The sequence below is a fragment of the Bradyrhizobium sp. SZCCHNS1050 genome (genome assembly GCF_032484785.1).
GTDB lineage: Bacteria > Pseudomonadota > Alphaproteobacteria > Rhizobiales > Xanthobacteraceae > Bradyrhizobium.
Window position 1 is genome coordinate 1,108,397 of record NZ_JAUETR010000002.1, and the last position, 17,455, is coordinate 1,125,851.

The window sequence follows — 17,455 nt, forward strand, 5'->3', positions numbered from 1 at the left end:
CGCTCCGCTCCTCGCGATGACGGAGTGGGAGCCCTAGCGGGCTCCCACTGTTGTCAGTTCATCTCATCACTTCATCAGCGGGATCGAGAATTCCGCGCCTTCCTTGACGCCGGACGGCCAGCGCGAGGTGACCGTCTTGGTCTTGGTGTAGAAGCGGATCGAATCCGGGCCGTGCTGGTTGAGATCGCCGAAGCCGGACTTCTTCCAGCCGCCGAAGGTGTAGTAGGCGATCGGCACCGGGATCGGCACGTTGATGCCGACCATGCCGACATTGACCTTGGCCGCGAAGTCGCGCGCGGCGTCGCCGTCGCGGGTGAAGATCGCGACACCGTTGCCGTAATCATGCGCCGACGGCAGCGCCAGCGCCTCGGCATAGTCCTTGGCGCGAACGACCGACAGCACCGGCCCGAAGATCTCCTCCTTGTAGATCCGCATGTCCTTGGTGACGTTGTCGAACAGACAGCCTCCCATGTAGAAGCCGTTCTCATAGCCCTGCATCTTGAAGCCGCGGCCGTCGACGGCGAGCGTCGCCCCCTCCTTGATGCCGATGTCGACGTAGTTCTTCACGCGCTCGACCGCCTCGCGGGTGACCAGCGGGCCGAAATCGGCCGATGGGTCGACTGACGTGCCGATCTTGAGGCTTTCCACGCGCGGGATCAGCTTCTCCATCAGCCGGTCGGCCGTGGTCTTGCCGACGGGCACCGCAACCGACACCGCCATGCAGCGCTCGCCGGCCGAGCCGTAGCCGGCGCCGATCAGCGCATCGACGGCCTGGTCGAGATCGGCGTCGGGCATCACGATGGCGTGGTTCTTGGCGCCGCCGAAACACTGGCAGCGCTTGCCGTGGGCGGCGGCGCGCTCATAAATGTACTGCGCGATCGGCGACGAGCCGACGAAGCCGATCGCCATGATGTCCGGATCCTCGAGGATGGCGTCGACCGCCTCCTTGTCGCCGTTGACGACGTTGAGGATGCCCGGCGGCAGACCGGCCTCGATCATCAGCTCGGCGAGCTTCATCGGCACGCCCGGATCGCGCTCCGACGGCTTCAGGATGAAGGCATTGCCGCAGGCGATGGCGGGAGCGAACTTCCACATCGGAATCATCGCCGGGAAATTGAACGGCGTGATGCCGGCAACGACACCGAGCGGCTGGCGCATCGAATAGATGTCGATGCCCGGACCGGCACCTTCGGTGTACTCGCCCTTCATCAAATGCGGAATGCCGCAGGCGAACTCAACCACCTCGAGGCCGCGCTGGATGTCGCCCTTGGCATCTGGAACGGTCTTGCCGTGCTCGCGGGCCAGCAGCTCGGCGAGCTGGTCGTAATCGCGCTGCGCGAGCTCCAGAAACTTCATCATGACGCGCGCGCGGCGCTGCGGATTGGTGGCGGCCCAGGCCGGCTGCGCCGCCTTGGCGTTCTCGACCGCGGCCCGGAGCTCGGCGCGGGACGCCAGCGCGACCTTGGCCTGAACGTCGCCGGTCATGGGCTCGAAGACATCGGCCGTCCGTCCAGACGTGCCCTTGACCTCTTTGCCGCCAATAAAATGACCGATCGAACGCATGGGGTATCCTCCGCAGGGGTAAGCAGTGCCGAATTGGCCGGCATCTTGCAGTCTTTGCGGCGTTTGGGAAGGGTCTAAGCGCTGATCGGCGCTGCGAAAATGCCGCCCCTTCGCTCGGTCGGCACGATCACGGCAGACCCCGCGGCGTGCAGCGTGCCGCGTCCCGCATCCGAGCCGCGCGACGGATCAGCGCTTCGCGGCTACCACCTTCTTCACGGGCCTTTTTGCGGGTGCCCGCACAGGTGCCCTGCCCGCCGGCCCACCTCCGCTGGCGACGGCCAGCGCCACCTCGCGCCCGGAGTTCAGGATATCGTCTGACAATTCGCCGCTGCCCATGAGTCGCGCCATCACGAGCGTCCCCGCCAGCGTCGCGAGCATCGCCGAAGCCCGCTTTCGCGCAGTCTTGGCCGGTACGTCGACGATGTACTCAGCGAACAGGTCGATCAACTCTTCCAGCTTCGCAGCAAAGGCCTTGCGGGTCTTGGCGCTCTCGCGGGCGATTTCCGCTCCGAGCGCAGGAACCGCGCAGCCGTGACCGACATCGTCGCGATGGCCGGCGGACAGATAGCCGTCGACGATGGCCGAGAGCCGCTTCTGCGGCGGCAACTGGTCCAGCAGCTTGCGCCAATGCTCCATCGAACGATCGATCGCATAACCGAACGCCTCCACGACCAACGCCTCGCGCGAATCGAAATGCGCGTAGAAGCCGCCGTGAGTCAGTCCGGCCTCCTTCATCAGGTCTGCAACCCCGACACCATGAGCGCCACGCTCGCGCAGCCGCACCGATGCCTTGCGCACGATCCGCGCGTGGGTTTCCGCCTTGTGTTCCGGAGAGTAACGCATTGCCGTCCCATTGAATGTCTGCGGTCATACTATAACAGCTCTGCGTCCTGCTCGCTGCAGCTATTTGATGAATTCGAGTTGATCTAAATCAACTTCGCTGGCCTGATTTATTCCCGGCACACCCCTGTTGCCCAGGAACCCGACGAGGACGACCATGGACATGCTCAATTCCCACTGCGGCGTGAGTCGTGACGGCCAAGGCGTCGTTCGGCTGACGATCTGCAATGCAGGCGCGCTCAACATTCTCGGTTCGGCGGCGATTCTCGACGTGGAAGCCGGGCTGCGATCGCTCGCCTCCGACGCCGCCATTCGCGTTCTCGTTTTGGCCGGCGAAAGCGGGAAGAGCATGATCGGCGGCGCCGACATCAAGGAGATGGCAACGCTGGACCAGGCTTCAGCGGAAACCTTCATCTCGCGACTTGCCGGGCTCTGCGAAGCGGTGCGACATTTTCCTGCCCCCGTGATTGCGCGGATGCCGGGGTGGTGTCTGGGTGGCGGATTGGAGGTCGCAGCGGCCTGCGATATCCGTGTCGCGGGACACGACGCCAAGTTCGGCATGCCCGAGGTGCGTGTCGGCATTCCCTCGGTCATTCATGCCGCGCTGCTGCCACGTCTCATCGGCTGGGGCCGCACGCGCTGGCTGCTGATGACGGCCGAGACGATCGACGCGCCGACCGCTCTCGCCTGGGGCCTCGTCGATGCCGTCGCCGCCGAGGGAGAACTCGACATCGCGGTCGAGAAGGCCGTGGCATCCCTGCTCGCCTGCGGTCCCGAAGCGCTGCGGACGCAGAAGGCTCTGCTGCGGCAATGGGAGGAGCTGCCGCTGAAGGAGTCCATCGAGATATCGATCGGCGCCTTCGGACGGTCGTTCCTCACCGACGAGCCGAAACGGCTGATGCAACATTTCATCGACCGCAAGCGATAGCAAGTTTCTCCAAGTCTCGCCTCGCAGATCCCGGCAGCCTCGCGCCAGCTTCACGACGGTTCAGCAGGGACCGCCGGGGTTTCCTCTTGCGAGAGATTACTATATGATGATTATCATATTTCATCAGAAAGCCTTGTCATGGCCTCGTCCGATTCCGTCGTGATCCTGTCCGCCGCCCGCACGCCGTTGGGCCGTTTCATGGGCGAATTCTCGCCGCTGAGTGCGAACAAGCTCGGCGCGCACGTGATCGGATCCGCGCTCGAACGCGCCACCGTTTCGCCCGATGCGGTCCAGGAGGTGTTCATGGGCAACGTGCTGTCGGCCGGCCAGGGCCAGGCTCCGGCACGGCAGGCCGCGCGCGGTTCCGGCCTGCCCGACGCCACCGGCGCCACCACCATCAACAAGGTCTGCGGCTCCGGAATGAAGGCCGCGATGCTGGCGCACGACGTCATTCGGGCGGGCTCCGCCGAGATCGTCGTGTCGGGTGGCATGGAGAGCATGAGCAATGCGCCATATCTGCTGACCAAGGCGCGCGGCGGCTATCGTGCTGGCCACGATCGGATCCTCGATCACATGATGCTGGATGGCCTGGAGGACGCCTATGAGACCGGACGCTCGATGGGCGATTTCGGCGAGGCCACGGCTGAGGCCTATCAGTTCACCCGCGCCGACCAGGATGCCTACGCCATCGAGACGCTGACGCGTGCGCGCAAGGCGGTCGAAGGCGGGGCGTTCAAGGCCGAGATCGCCCCGATCACGATCGTCGAGAAATCCGGCCCGCGCCTGGTCGCCAACGACGAGCATCCGCTCAAGGTCGATCCGGTGAAGATCCCGGCGCTGAAGCCGGCGTTCCGCAAGGACGGCACGATCACGCCCGCAGCGTCCTCCGCGAACGCGGATGGTGCCGCGGCGCTCGTGCTCGCCGCGCGGTCGCGTGCCGATTGCGACGGGCTGCCTGTCATCGCGGAGATCAAGGGCCACGCCACCCACAGCCAGGAGCCGCAATGGTTCACGACGGCGCCGATTCCGGCGATCAGGAAACTGCTCGACAAGGTCGGCTGGCGCGTCGAGGATGTCGACCTGTTCGAGATCAACGAGGCCTTCGCCGTCGTTGCCATGGCCGCGCAGCGCGACCTTGGCATCCCGCGTGACCGGCTGAACGTCAACGGCGGCGCCTGTGCGCTCGGCCACCCGATCGGCGCCACCGGCGCGCGGCTGATCGTGACGCTGCTGCATGCGATGGACGCGCGCGGGCTGAAGCGCGGCGTGGCCGCACTGTGCATCGGCGGCGGCGAGGCGACTGCGATCGCCGTGGAGCGACCCTGATGTCCTGAAACGAGGGAACTTAGCCATTTATGTCATTTGGGCGCCCTGGCAGAATGGGCGCGCAACCCCATTGTACTGAGAGCCTCATGATCTCGAACCAACTTGCAGCGATCCTTGGACGGCGCAACATCCATTACGGCTGGGTGATGGTCGCCGTGACGTTCTTCACGGCCCTGGTGTCCGCCGGCACGGTGGGCGCACCCGGCGTGTTCATCGTGCCACTCCAGCAGGAATTCGGCTGGAGCACCGCGGAGATCTCCTCGGCGCTCTCCATCCGCTTCGTGCTGTTCGGGCTGATGGCGCCGTTCGCCGCCGCCCTGCTCAACCGCTACGGCCTGCGCAACATCACGCTGCTGGCCCAGTTGATCGTGGTGTCGGCGCTGCTGGCGTCGCTCGCGATGACACAGGTGTGGCACCTCGTGCTGCTGTGGGGCGTCGTGATCGGCATCGGCACCGGCATGACCGCCTTGGTGCTGGGCGCGACCATCGCCACGCGCTGGTTCGTCGCGCGGCGCGGCCTCGTCGTCGGCATTCTCACGGCCAGCGTCGCCACCGGACAGCTGGTGTTCCTGCCGCTGCTCGCCAGCCTCACCGAGCGGCTCGGCTGGCGCGTCGCGCTCGGGCTGATCTGCATCATGCTCGGCGTTTCCGCCACCGCCGTGCTGCTGCTGATGCGCGATCGCCCGAGTGATCTCGGCCTCCGACCCTATGGCGACAACGACACCGACCCGATCGCCGCCCCCTCGCCCGTCACCACGCCGATCCTCGCCGCCGCCCTCGGCACCCTCCGCGACGCCTCGCGGGCGCCGGTGTTCTGGATGCTGTTTGCGACGTTCTTCATTTGCGGCGCCTCGACCAACGGCCTTGTCCAGGTGCATCTCATCCCGATGTGCCTCGACTTCGGAATTCCTCAGGTGCAGGCGGCGAGCCTGCTCGCCGCGATGGGCATGTTCGATTTCGTCGGCACGATCGTCTCGGGCTGGCTGTCGGACCGGTACGACAATCGCTGGCTGTTGTTCTGGTACTACGGCCTGCGTGGTCTGTCGCTGCTGTTCCTTCCGTTCACCGACTTCTCGTTCTATGGCCTGTCGCTGTTCGCGATGTTCTATGGCCTCGACTGGATCGCCACCGTGCCGCCGACGGTGCGGCTGACGGCGCAGCGGTTTGGGCCCGAGCGGGCCAACCTGGTGTTTGGCTGGGTGTTCGCCGGACATCAGCTCGGCGCCGGCACCGCCGCGTTCGGCGCCGGCCTGTCGCGCACACTGCTCCAGAGCTACCTGCCGGCGTTCTTCACCGCCGGCGCGCTCTGCATCGTCGCGGCGCTTCTGGCGCTGGCGATCGCGCGGCAGGCGAAGCCCGCCGCGGCGTAAGCTCACGGCCGCGTCGTCATCGCCGTGGGCGGCCCGGGCGTGCGCAGCGGCTCGGCGAGGCGGGCGAACTCGCACAGCAGCGCGCGCGTCTTGCGGGGATCGATGATCTCCTCGACCCAGAACTTCTCGGCCGAGCGGAACGGCGAGCGCAGCTTGGTCAGCCGCTCCTCGATCTCCTTGAGCTTGGCCTTCGGATCCTGCGCGGCATCGATCTCGGCGCGATACGCCGCCTCGATGCCGCCCTCGAGCGGCAGCGAGCCCCAATGGGCCGACGGCCAGGCATAGCGGATGGAGAATCGATCGGCCGGCTGATGCACGACGCCAGCGACGCCGAAATTATTGCGCACGATCACCGTGCACCACGGCACCGTCGACTGGTTGACCGCCGCCATTGCGCGCACGCCGTGGCGGATGGTCGCGGCCTTCTCCGCCTCGAGGCCGACCATGAAGCCGGGACAGTCCATCAGGTAGACGATCGGCAGATGAAAGGTCTCGGCGAAGTCGACCCAGCGGATCACCTTCTGGCATGCATCCGCCGTCCACGAGCCACCGAAGTGATAGGGATCGCTCGCCAGCACCATCACTGCGCGGCCTTCGAGACGCGCGAGGCCGATGATGATCGGACGGCCATAGTTCTGCGCCACCTCGAAGAACGAGCCGTTGTCGACGACGGACTCGATGATCGGCCGCATCTTGTAGACGCGCCGGCGATCCCGCGGCACCGCGCTGATGAGCTGCTCGTCGACGCGCTGCGGATCGTCGGTGCAAGGCAAGGTCGGCGGCAGCTCGTAGACCGACGACGGCAGATAGGACAGGAAGCGCCGCGCGCAGGCGAACGCTTCCGCCTCGGTGTCGACCGCGTGGTCGACGCCGCCGGCCTTGGTCTGGATGTCGGCGCCGCCGAGCTCCATCTTGCCGAGGTCCTGGCCCAGCCGCTTCACGACCGGCGGCCCGGCGACGAACATCGCCGACTGCTTGGTCATCACCGAGTAGTGGCTCGCCGCGAGCCGCGCTGCGCCAAGCCCCGCGACCGAGCCGAGGCCGAGCGCGACCACCGGGACCAGCGACATGTTCTCGGTCGTGTAGCGGTACCAGCGATTGCCGCCGATGCCGCCGGGCAGATTGGCCGCGCCTTTGGTCTCGATCGTCTTGACCGAACCGCCGCCGCCGGAGCCCTCGATGATACGGATGATGGGCAGACGGAAGTCGTGCGCCATCTCCTCCGCCATCAACGGCTTGGCGGCGATTGAGGCATCGGCCGAGCCGCCACGCACGGTGAAATCGTCGCCGACCACGACCACGGTGCGGCCGTCGACGCGGGCACGCCCGAACACGCAATTGGCGGGCGTGACGTGCTTGAGCTCGCCCTGCTCGTCATACTCGCCGAGGCCGGCGACCGCGCCGATCTCGTGAAAGCTGCCGGGATCGACGACGCCGTCGATGCGCTCGCGAACGGTGAGACGGCCCTGGTCGTGCTGACGCTTGACCTTGTCAGGCCCGCCCATCTCCCGCGCGAAGGCCTCGCGCCGGGCCAGTTCCTCGAGCTCCGGCTGCCAACTCATTCGTTCCCCCTGCCCCGGTGATGGTCTTGTTCTTGTGGTTAGTCTTCGCGTTCACCTGGAGCGGTTTTCTGTCCATCCGGTTGTTGAAGACGTCGGCTTCCGCGCCCTGCAGCAGCGCCGCGATGCTGCGGCCGAGCTCGCGCATCGGCTGGGCGACCTCGTCATGCAGCCGCTGCTCGTCGTACATCGCAGACAACAGCCCGATCGTGAGCACGACATAGGTCTGGTATTGCGGCGACCACAGCGGCAGCGCGACGCCATTGATGTGCGGGCTCCACAAGCCGCAGGCCACCACGTAGCCGTGCTCCTTGAGAAACTGCCTGTTGTGCTCGAGGCGCGGCCGCAGCAGCTTGGCCGCGTCAGGCATCTCGCGCTCCATCTCGGCCAGCAAGGCGTCGCCGACCTCCGGCTCGAGCGCGGCGACATAGGCATGACCGGCCGCGGTCGAGGCCATCGAGATGCGGCTGCCCGTGGTCTCATGCAGGCCGAGCGCATTCGCGGCGCGGCCGAACTCCAGATAGACGAGGTGGAAGCGATCGGGAATCACGAAGCCGACGGTGCCGGGCAACTGCTCCGCGACGTCCTGCAGCCGCTGCCGGATCAGATTGCGCAGCTGCAAGCCTCTGGTCATCGACGTGCTCATCGCCACGGCACTCGGGCCGATGCGGTATTTCTGATCGCGCGGCAGGTAGACCAGCTGGCCCATGCGCGTCAGCGTGTGCGTCAGCCGCGACACCGTCGACCGCGGCAGGCCGCAGCGGTTGGAGATTTCGAGATTGCCGAGCCGCGCCTCGTGCCCCTCGAAACAGCGAAGCACGTCGAACGCCCGCGACACCACCTGAATGACCTCGCCCTCGCCGGCGAGATCTCCGGGCAGCATGCTGCCCCTGCTCAATCGCTCAGACCGTCGTCCCATGCGTTTCCCACCAATTCCGTCATGCGGAATGATATTCCGCTTGTTGAACAAGCTAGCCCAGCCGTTTTGCCGTCACAACAGCAGACCGTCTCCAAAACCCGCCATTCTTCAGCGTGTTGGCACAAGACTCGGCATCCTCAGGCAATCGGCTGCAGGATGCGGGAGGGACGATCGTCGCCGGTTCCAACGCGCGGTACCGTAGCGGCGGCTTTCGATGGGCATCGCCTCTCGCGCATGGCAACACGGGACGGTCATCGCGCCCGCAAACCCGCTCAATCGGTGAGCAGCGGCAACATTTGACCAGCGTTGCGACAAGTGTGGGCTGGCTGCGCCGTCGCGGCTGCGACATAACCGGCGCGAGACCTTGTTCCCGCCGAGCTTGCCATGACCACCCACCCGAGGCCGATCCGACATCCGCAGCATTGGGCGACGGCCGCGATGCCGCCGCTGCAGCGCTTCCTGTCGGCCTGCCATGCCGACTTCTGGCCCGATCATGACGGCACCGTTGCGAACTACATCCCCGAGCTCGGCAAGGCCGACCCGGCGCATTTCGGCATCGGCCTCGCCACATTGGACGGCCACGTCTACGAGGTCGGCGACAGCCGCGTGCCGTTCACGATCCAATCGATGTCGAAGCCGTTCGTGTTCGCGCTCGCGCTCGATACGCTCGGCTCCGACGAGGTCGAGCGCGTGATCGGCGTCGAGCCGTCCGGCGATCCCTTCAATTCCATCCGGCTCAATGCGGAGAACCACCCGTTCAATCCGATGGTCAATGCCGGCGCGATCGCGTGCAGCGGTCTGATCCGCAAGGCACGTCAGAATGACGCCTTCGAGACCATCCGCGACGCGCTCGGCCGCTTCGCCGGCCGCAAGCTCGATGTCGACGACGCGGTGTTCGCGTCGGAAGCCGCCACCGGCGATCGCAACCGCGCGATCGCCTATCTGCTGCGGACGTCGGAGGTCATCAGGGAGCCTGTCGATGACGTGCTCGCGGTCTACTTCCGGCAATGCGCCGTGCTCGTCACCGCGCGCGACTGCGCGATCATGGCGGCCACGCTCGCCAATCGCGGCATCAATCCCGTCACCGGCGAGCAGGTGGTGACGCCCTATGCGGTGTCGCGCACGCTGTCGGTGATGACCTCGTCGGGCATGTATGACTTCGCCGGCGAGTGGATCTACCGTGTCGGCATTCCTGCCAAGAGCGGCGTCGGCGGCGGCATCCTGGCGAGCCTGCCCGCGCGGCTCGGGCTCGGCAGCTATTCGCCCAGGCTCGACGGTCACGGCAACAGCGTGCGCGGCATCAAGGTCTGCGAGGCGCTGTCGGCGCATTACGGCCTGCACATGCTCAACCGTTCCGACGATGCGCGCACCACGATCATCGCCGACTACGACATCGGCGCCAGCCCGTCGCGGCGCAGCCGCCGCGCGCAGGAGCGCAACATCCTCGCCGCACATCCGGACGCGGTGCGCGTGCTCGAGCTGGTCGGTACGCTGTCGCTCTCCAACGTCGACTACGTCTCGCGCCAGCTTGCGGCGAGCACGCGACCGCAATTCGTCATCGTCGACCTCCATCGCGTCACCGCGATGACACAAGCAGGCGTGCGCCTGCTTTCCGAGCTGTTTCACGAGCTCGCCGACTTCGACGTGACCGTCGTGCTGTCGGGCATCCGCCGCAGCTCGCCGGAATGGCAGGAAATCGCGGCCCGCACCGGCGACATCAGGAACGTCCGCGACTTCTACCTGCTCGACGCCGCGATCGAATGGGCCGAGGACCAGATCGTCTATCGCTATGGCGGCGCCATCGATTTCCTCGAAACCACCGAGCTCGCCGAGCAGCCGCTGCTCGCGGGGCTCTCCGCGGACGAGCGCCATGAGCTCGCGGCACTGGCGATCATCCGGCACTATCGGCAGGGCGAACGCATCCTTGCGGCCGGCGATGCTGCGGCCTCGCTGTTCTTCCTGCGCTCCGGCGTCGTCCACGTCACCCTGCCCGACGGCATCCGGCTCGCGACGCTGACGGCAGGGCAATGCTTCGGCGAGATGGCACTGCTGGAGCCCGTGCGCTCCGCCGACGTCGTCGCGGATTTCTCCGCCACCGCTTTCGAGATCTCGCTGGTGGATTTCGAGCGTTTCCGCGTGCGCCATCCGAAAGCCGGCGAGCGCATCATGCGCAATCTGGCGCAACTGCTGGCCGAGCGTCTGACGGTCGCCAATGCGCGGCTCAACCTGCTCGCGGCAGACTGATTTCAGTGCGTCGAAGTCAGTCATCGAAGCGTCGCACGCGGTCGAAGCAAACAAATACTCAAGGTTGTAATTCACAGTAACTAACGGCTTCTGGTCGATAATTCGCATCACTCGTATTTGTACGGGCTCGCCTAAACGTTACCGGGACTCGGTCGCAGGACAACCATAAGCGAGCCCAATTCACGCCGCATTACCCGACGATGTTCTGAACCGTCGATGAACGCCGAGTGGGGACTCGCGAAGCGAACGTCGAAGTGGGGTGTTCCGAGTAAAATTCCAGCCGACGTAGCGTGTGTATTTGCGCCACGGAGAGTCGTGTCCAGTGTCCAGGGAGGAAACGGCATGAAGGAAGCCACTAAGAGGGCAACGTCGGAGGCACTCGCGCATATGCTGGCGGTGACGTCCATGATCGTCATCGCCAGCGTCCTGTTCTACGGGCGATGAAGGGCTGTCTGGAGGTTCTGCGTCGCAGTTTCTTCATCGCCCGTAGGTAGGAATGTGAGCTTGATTGCTCACGCGAACGACCGAGTTGAGTTGCGTTTGAGTTAGTAGGCGTAGCGTAACAGTATTGTGTCAATCGCGCGGCGATCCGGGTCGGGACGAATTTTTCATGCGTATCGTCCCGCCTCGGCCGCCCGCGGTCGACCTTTTCAGACGTCGTTCTGTTCCCCATCTTCATTTGACTTTCCCGAAGTACGGCACGATGCCGCCTGCGAAGGTGACAAAGCGGGCCATGACGAGATCGCCGATCGCAAGTTCGTGGTCGCCATGGGCCATGATGCGAAAGCCCTCGCGCATATCCACCAGCACGATGTTGTAGGGCACATGCGCGCGCGTCTCCGGCGTCGCGGCACGACAGACCAATGATGCCGCATAGATGGTACCTTCGCCCGTCGCCGCGTGATCGGTGAGCGCAAGCGAGCCGCAGGCCGCGCAGAAGCCGCGGCGGAAATACTGCAGGTGGGCACAGCACGCACAGCGCTGAAAGCGAATCGCTGCAACCCCCCTGGTCCAGTCGGACGATTCGCTCATCGCACACGCTCCCAGAACATGCTGACATGCGACGACAGCACGCCGCCATCGCCGTGCAGCAGCGCCAGCGCTGCTTCGCGGACTTGGCGAGGTCCGGCGCGCCCCGTCATCTGCAGATGCGCTTCGCTCAGATGCGCCATGGCGCCGCCGACGCCGCAATGACCGTAGCTGAGCAGCCCGCCATGGGTGTTGAGCGGCACGGCGCCGTCGCGGCTGAAATGACCGGCCCTGACCCGCGCCGCCGCCTCGCCGCGGCCGGCGAGGCCGAGATCCTCGAGCAGCATGCAGAGCGTGATGGTGAAACTGTCATAGACGGCGGCGTAGTCGACGTCTTTGATGTCTACACCCGCTGCTGCCTTCGCCTTCGCGATCGCGATTTCGGCACCAAGCTCGCTCAAGGCCGGCGCCGCCGTGACGTGCTGATGCGTATGCGCCTGGGCACAGCCACGCACGTGCACCGCAATCGCTCCGGTCGGCTCGCGGCTGACGACGATGGCGGCGCCGCCGTCGGACACCGGACAGCAGTCGAGCAGCTTGAGCGGCCGCGCCACCGGCTTCGATGCCATGACGTCCGCGATGGTGATCGGCTCATGGAATTGCGCGCCGGGATGATCGAGCGCATGCGCCCGCATCAGCACGGCGAACTCGGCGAGGTCATGCTCGGTGACGCCGTATTCGTGCATGTAGCGCGAGGCGACGAGGCCGTAATAGGCAGGGATGGTCGGCCCGAGCGGCAGCTCATAATCGGGATGGCCGACCTGGGCCAGCGCCTGGATCGACGCATCGCGGCTCTGCCCGGTCAGCCGGTTCTCTCCGGCGACCACGAGCATGTGCCTGACGACGCCGGCTTCGACCAGGTGATGCGCGAGCATCACCATCGCGAGCCCGGTGGCGCCGCCGACCTGCACCGCATGGGCGTAAGAGGGTGTGATGCCGAAGTGCTCGGCGAACACGGTTGCGAGCATGATGTGCGGCGACACCGTGGAATAGCCGCACAGGATGCCGTCGATGTCGCGCCGCGTCAGCCCGGCATCGTCGAGCGCGAGCTGCGCGGCCAGGCTCATGAGATCGAGCGAGGAGCGGCCGTCGTGTTTGCCGAACGGCGTGAGACCGGTGCCGGTGACGTAGGTCATCTGGCGCACCAAGAGCACCGCCGCGCTCCCCTCCCCCTTGCGGGGAGGGGTCGGGGGTGGGGGTGGCCGCACGAGGAGTCGTCGTGGGGTACCCCCCTCCCTGCCCCTCCCCCACAAGGGGGGAGGGAATGCGGGCAGCGTGCGTCCATCACGATTGGGTTCATCATTTCAGCAACAGTTCATCTCAATACGACTTCGGCATGCCGAGGACCTTCTCGGCGATGAAGGACAGGATCAGTTGCGGGCTGATCGGGGCGATGCGGGGGATCAGGGATTCGCGCAGGTAACGTTCGACGTGATACTCGCGCGCGTAGCCGAAGCCGCCATGGGTCATCACCGCCTGCTCGCAGGCGTGGAAGCCGGCTTCGGCGGCGAGATATTTCGCGGCGTTCGCCGCCGGGCCGCAAGGCCGGCCCTGGTCGTACTGCCAGCCGGCCTGCAGCACCATCAGCCACGCGGCCTCCAGCTCCATCCAGTTCTTCGCCAGGGGATGCTGGATGCCCTGGTTCTGGCCGATTGGGCGATTGAACACGTTGCGCACCTTCGCATAGGCCGACGCGCGCGACAGTGCGAGATGACCGAGCCCGACGGCTTCGGCGGCAATCAGGATACGCTCCGGATTCATGCCGTGCAGGATGTAGTCGAAGCCGCGCCCCTCCTCGCCCAGGCGATCCTCGACCGGAATCTCGACATCCTCGAAGAACAGCTCATTGGAGTCGACCGGCTTGCGGCCCATCTTCTCGATCTCGTGCACCTTGATCCGGCTGCGGTCGAAATCGGTGTAGAACAGGCTGAGCCCATGGGTCGGGCGCTTCACCTCCTCCAGCGGCGTCGTGCGCGCCAGCAGCAGAATCTTCTCGGCGACCTGCGCGGTCGAGATCCACACCTTCTGGCCGTTGACGATGTAGCGGTCGCCCTTGCGCACGGCACGCGTCTTGAGCTGGGTGGTGTTGAGGCCGGTGTTCGGCTCGGTCACGGCGAAGCAGGCCTTCTCGCTGCCATCGACGATGCCCGGCAGCATCCGCGCACACTGCTCTTTGGTCCCGAACACGACGACCGGATTGAGCCCGAACACGTTCATGTGGATCGCCGAGGCACCGGACATGCCGGCGCCGGATTCGGCGATGGTGCGCATCATGATCGCAGCATCGAGAATGCCGAGCCCGGAGCCGCCATACGCCTCCGGGATGCAGATGCCGAGCCAGCCAGCCTCGGCCAAGGCCCTGTGGAAGTCGGCGGGAAAACCGCCCTCCTTGTCCTTCTTCAGCCAGTAGGCATCGTCGAAGCGAGCACAGATTTTGGCCACCGCATCGCGGATCGATTCCTGGTTGGCGGAGAGCGCGAAATCCATCGTCTCACTCCCTGGCAGGCGCCGGCGTCGTCACGCCGTCGCGGATCATCGCGGCGATCTCCTCGTCCGAGAAACCAAGCTCGTGCAGGATAACCGCGCCATGCTCGTTCGGCCGTGCCGCCAGACGCAGCGGCTCGGCCTTGGTCTCGGACCAGGTCGCGGACACGCGGGTGCTGCGGATCGGACCTTCGGTCGGATGTTCGACCACGGGAAAGAAATCGGTCGCCACGAGGTGCGGATCGTTCAGCAGGCTTTCGAGGTCGTGCATCGGCATGACCGGCACATCGGCGGCATCCAGCAGATCGGTCCATTCGGCCGTGGTGCGCGTCTGAAAGATGCGCGCGAGCTCGGCATAGACGAAATCGATGTTGGCGGCACGCCGGGCAAAGCTGTTGAACCTGTCATCCGCGCGCAGGTCGGTGCGGCCGGACGCGGTGAAGAACGCGTCCCATTGCTTGTCGTTGTAGACGATCACGCAGATATGGCCGTCGGCGGTCTTGTAGGGCCTGCGGTCGGGCGACAAATGCCGCGCATAGCCGCCCTTGTCGAGCGGGGGCTGGTAGGTCAGCCCGCCCATGTGGTCACCCATGATGAAGGCCGACATGGTCTCGAACATCGGCACGTCCAGGCGCTGGCCGCGCCCGGTGCGGTCACGGTGTACGAGGCTGGCGCAGATGGCACCGACCGCCGTCAGGCCGACGATGCGGTCGACCAGCGCATTGGGCACGTAGCGCGGCGTGCCGTCGCCGGCGACCGCCATCAGATGCGACAGCGCCGCCCCGCCCTGGATCAGGTCGTCATAGGCGGGCTTGGCCGCATAGGGACCGTCCTGGCCGAAGCCGAACACACCGGCATAGACCAGCCGCGGATTGAGCGCGGAGACCACGTCATAGCCGAGGTTCAGCCGCGCCATCGCCTGCGGCCGGATGTTGTAGAGCAGGACGTCGGCGTCCTTGATGAGCCGCAGCGCGGCCTCGCGTCCCCTGGGCTTCTTGAGGTCGAGGCAGATCACGCGCTTGCTGCGGTTGGTATTGAGATAGACCGGCCCCATGCCCGGATGATGCCACGGGCCGATCTTGCGGGTGACGTCTCCTTCCGGCGATTCCACCTTGATGACATCGGCGCCGTAGTCGCCGAGCGTCTGGGCGGCATACGGCCCCATCAGCACGGTGGTCATGTCGATGACCTTGATGCCCGCAAGCGGTCCCATCGTGGCGTCGGCTCCCTCGATCCTTGTTGTCGCCAGAGCTAACGGCACCTGATGTTCCCTAGCAAGCCGCCGCGCGGGTATGGGGCCATGCGTCAGATCCCCCGCCGCAACATTCCGTGTCGCGGATCACGGACGACGACCGCCGCGCTGCACCAGATGTTCCCCGCCGCGAGCTGCATTCTAGGATTCCATTTCAGCGTTCAGGTGTGTCAGCATGCCGGTCCAACATCCAAAACAAACACGAGGGAGAACACTCATGACGCTCTATCAGGGCAAATGCTTCTGCGGCGCGGTCGAGATCGAGGCCGATGGCGAGCCGGAGGCGATGGGCTATTGCCACTGTTCGTCGTGCCGCTCCTGGTCGGCCGGTCCGGTCAACGCCTTCACCCTGTGGAAGCCTGCGAACGTGCGGGTGACCAAGGGGGCTGACGCGATCGGCAGCTATCACAAGACCGACATGAGCCACCGCAAATACTGCACCAAGTGTGGCGGGCATCTGATGACCGACCACCCGCCGCTCGGCATGATCGACGTCTATGCCGCGACGATTCCGACGCTGAAGTTCACGCCCGGTGTGCACGTCAACTACGCGGAGACGGTGCTGCCCATCAGGGATGGCCTGCCGAAGCTGAAGGATTTCCCGGCGGAGTTCGGCGGCTCCGGCGAGATGATGCCGGAGTGAGACAAGGTCTGCTTTTCGCAAGCACCCAAGCATCGATGGCCTCGCGACAGGATCTGTCCGAGCTGTGCTGATCGAAGCCGCCCCCTTCGAAACAGAGGGCGCAGGGAAGGCCGGGTGCCGACTGGCACCCGTGGCCCCCGTGCGAAAGAAAGCACGGGGAGAGAACCACAGGTTCAGCCGGACCGACCCGGCCTTCCCTGCGCGATGGTTTTCACGCTTATTTCGCGCTCTCCTCGGTGCGCCGGCTTTTGGCCACCGTCGTCCTTGGGGATCATCATGCCCCGCGAACTTGGCATCAGCGTCGGGATGCCGGGACCACGCGACTTCACGTCCGCGCCATGCCGTTCGTCCGCGCAGACAAGCTACGCTGCGACACGTCGCGGCCACCGCCTCCCTGCCTCAACGTTCGTGACGATCGCGAAGCGCCCCTCGTGGCGAAGCAGGATGGGGAGAGTGAAGCATATTTTCTGGAAAAGCGAAACATGAATATTTTTGACCAGGGGACTGGACAGGCCAAATCAGCTTGAAGGCGCTGGCGAAATTCGCCGCTTGGCCGATCCCGGCAGAGTTCCGCAAAAGCGCATGGGGATGATGCGCTCCGGCCCGCGGAAATGGATGGTGAAGGGAGCACGGAGTTCCGTATGATCTGCGGCGAGCCATCACGGGGTGCCCTGATCAATGCCCGCCGATCTCGTCCAGACCTTCCGCGCGTTCGCCTACAACAATGCCTGGGCCAATCACCGGCTGCTGACCGCCTGCGGCCAGCTCAGCGCCGAGGATTTCGCTGCCGAGCGCAGCGGCTTTTTCCCCAGCCTGCAGCGGACGCTGAACCACATCTACATCATCGACCTGTTCTACATCGACGCGCTGGAAGGCGGCTGGCTCGGCCCGATGGCGTGGCAGAACGAGGTGCCGTTCCCGCGCCTCGCAGATCTTGCGAAGGCGCAGGGCGCGATGGACCGCCGGCTGATTGCTTTCTGCGAGGCGCTCACGCCGGCGCGGCTCGACGACACCGTCCGCATCAACCGCGAGAGCCGGGTGCAGAACGAGCGCTGCGACCGGCTGCTGCTGCACCTGTTCCAACACGACATCCATCACCGCGGCCAGGCGCATGCCATGCTGTCGAGCACCAGCGTCAAGCCGCCGCAGCTCGACGAGTTTTTCCCTGCGGATGATTCAAGCTTGCGGGCGAAGGATTTCGCCGAGCTGGGGTTCAGCGAGGAAAAGGTGTGGCGGAGCTGATACACGCGTGGCTTCCCTCCCTCCGTCATTCCGGGGCGCGCGCAGCGCGAGCCCGG

14 protein-coding genes are annotated in these 17,455 nt (G+C 65.7%); 6 read left to right on the forward strand and 8 right to left on the reverse strand.

All coding sequences use genetic code 11. The annotated features are described in order from the left end of the window. Positions 1 to 66 precede the first annotated feature (66 nt). On the reverse strand, positions 67 to 1,563 hold the full coding sequence (locus tag QX094_RS29520) for a CoA-acylating methylmalonate-semialdehyde dehydrogenase (protein ID WP_315714439.1): 1,497 nt from the start codon (positions 1,561 to 1,563) through the stop codon (positions 67 to 69). A 186-nt stretch (positions 1,564 to 1,749) separates the two neighbouring features. Continuing rightward, on the reverse strand, positions 1,750 to 2,406 hold the full coding sequence (locus QX094_RS29525) for a TetR/AcrR family transcriptional regulator (RefSeq protein ID WP_315714440.1): 657 nt from the start codon (positions 2,404 to 2,406) through the stop codon (positions 1,750 to 1,752). Positions 2,407 to 2,560: 154 nt separating this feature from the next. On the opposite strand from QX094_RS29525, the gene QX094_RS29530 reads away from it, so the two are divergent. The 3 genes from QX094_RS29530 to QX094_RS29540 all read left to right on the forward strand — a co-directional run bounded on the left by QX094_RS29530 (position 2,561) and on the right by QX094_RS29540 (position 6,027). Next, entirely contained in the window at positions 2,561 to 3,331 is a 771-nt protein-coding gene (locus tag QX094_RS29530; RefSeq protein WP_315714441.1) for an enoyl-CoA hydratase, read from the forward strand. A 138-nt stretch (positions 3,332 to 3,469) separates the two neighbouring features. Further along, the gene (locus QX094_RS29535; protein ID WP_315714442.1) at positions 3,470 to 4,657 is read left to right on the forward strand and encodes an acetyl-CoA C-acyltransferase; all 1,188 of its coding nucleotides are present in this window, start codon (positions 3,470 to 3,472) and stop codon (positions 4,655 to 4,657) included. Between the two features lie 86 nt (positions 4,658 to 4,743). Then, entirely contained in the window at positions 4,744 to 6,027 is a 1,284-nt protein-coding gene (locus QX094_RS29540; protein ID WP_315714443.1) for an MFS transporter, read from the forward strand. 2 nt (positions 6,028 to 6,029) lie between these two features. Here QX094_RS29540 and QX094_RS29545 read toward each other — a convergent pair whose 3' ends face one another. Further along, positions 6,030 to 7,589 (reverse strand): acyl-CoA carboxylase subunit beta, encoded by a 1,560-nt coding sequence (locus tag QX094_RS29545; RefSeq protein ID WP_315714444.1) that lies wholly within the window; start codon positions 7,587 to 7,589, stop codon positions 6,030 to 6,032. Continuing rightward, on the reverse strand, positions 7,519 to 8,505 hold the full coding sequence (locus tag QX094_RS29550; RefSeq protein ID WP_316164610.1) for an IclR family transcriptional regulator: 987 nt from the start codon (positions 8,503 to 8,505) through the stop codon (positions 7,519 to 7,521). The genes QX094_RS29545 and QX094_RS29550 overlap by 71 nt, the downstream gene beginning before the upstream one ends. A 384-nt stretch (positions 8,506 to 8,889) precedes the next feature. On the opposite strand from QX094_RS29550, the gene glsA reads away from it, so the two are divergent. Then, a complete protein-coding gene (glsA, locus tag QX094_RS29555) occupies positions 8,890 to 10,749 on the forward strand; it encodes a glutaminase A (RefSeq protein WP_316185944.1) in 1,860 nt (619 codons plus the stop codon). A gap of 675 nt (positions 10,750 to 11,424) precedes the next feature. On the opposite strand, the gene QX094_RS29560 is transcribed toward glsA, so the two are convergent. The 4 genes from QX094_RS29560 to QX094_RS29575 form a co-directional block, all read right to left on the reverse strand. Next, entirely contained in the window at positions 11,425 to 11,781 is a 357-nt protein-coding gene (locus QX094_RS29560) for a Zn-ribbon domain-containing OB-fold protein (protein WP_316164608.1), read from the reverse strand. Continuing rightward, positions 11,778 to 12,914, reverse strand: coding sequence for a thiolase family protein (locus tag QX094_RS29565; RefSeq protein WP_316185959.1), 1,137 nt, complete (start codon positions 12,912 to 12,914; stop codon positions 11,778 to 11,780). Before QX094_RS29565 ends, QX094_RS29560 begins: the two co-directional genes overlap by 4 nt. Before the next feature lie 184 nt (positions 12,915 to 13,098). Next, positions 13,099 to 14,265, reverse strand: coding sequence for an acyl-CoA dehydrogenase family protein (locus tag QX094_RS29570; RefSeq protein ID WP_315714448.1), 1,167 nt, complete (start codon positions 14,263 to 14,265; stop codon positions 13,099 to 13,101). A gap of 4 nt (positions 14,266 to 14,269) precedes the next feature. Further along, on the reverse strand, positions 14,270 to 15,475 hold the full coding sequence (locus QX094_RS29575) for a CoA transferase (RefSeq protein ID WP_315749743.1): 1,206 nt from the start codon (positions 15,473 to 15,475) through the stop codon (positions 14,270 to 14,272). A 256-nt stretch (positions 15,476 to 15,731) separates the two neighbouring features. Between QX094_RS29575 and QX094_RS29580 the strand changes: the two genes are divergently transcribed. Beyond that, positions 15,732 to 16,157 (forward strand): GFA family protein, encoded by a 426-nt coding sequence (locus tag QX094_RS29580; protein ID WP_315749742.1) that lies wholly within the window; start codon positions 15,732 to 15,734, stop codon positions 16,155 to 16,157. A gap of 678 nt (positions 16,158 to 16,835) precedes the next feature. Next, positions 16,836 to 17,399: a DinB family protein gene (locus QX094_RS29585; protein ID WP_316164604.1), complete on the forward strand. Its 564-nt coding sequence runs from the start codon at positions 16,836 to 16,838 to the stop codon at positions 17,397 to 17,399. Positions 17,400 to 17,455 lie beyond the last annotated feature (56 nt).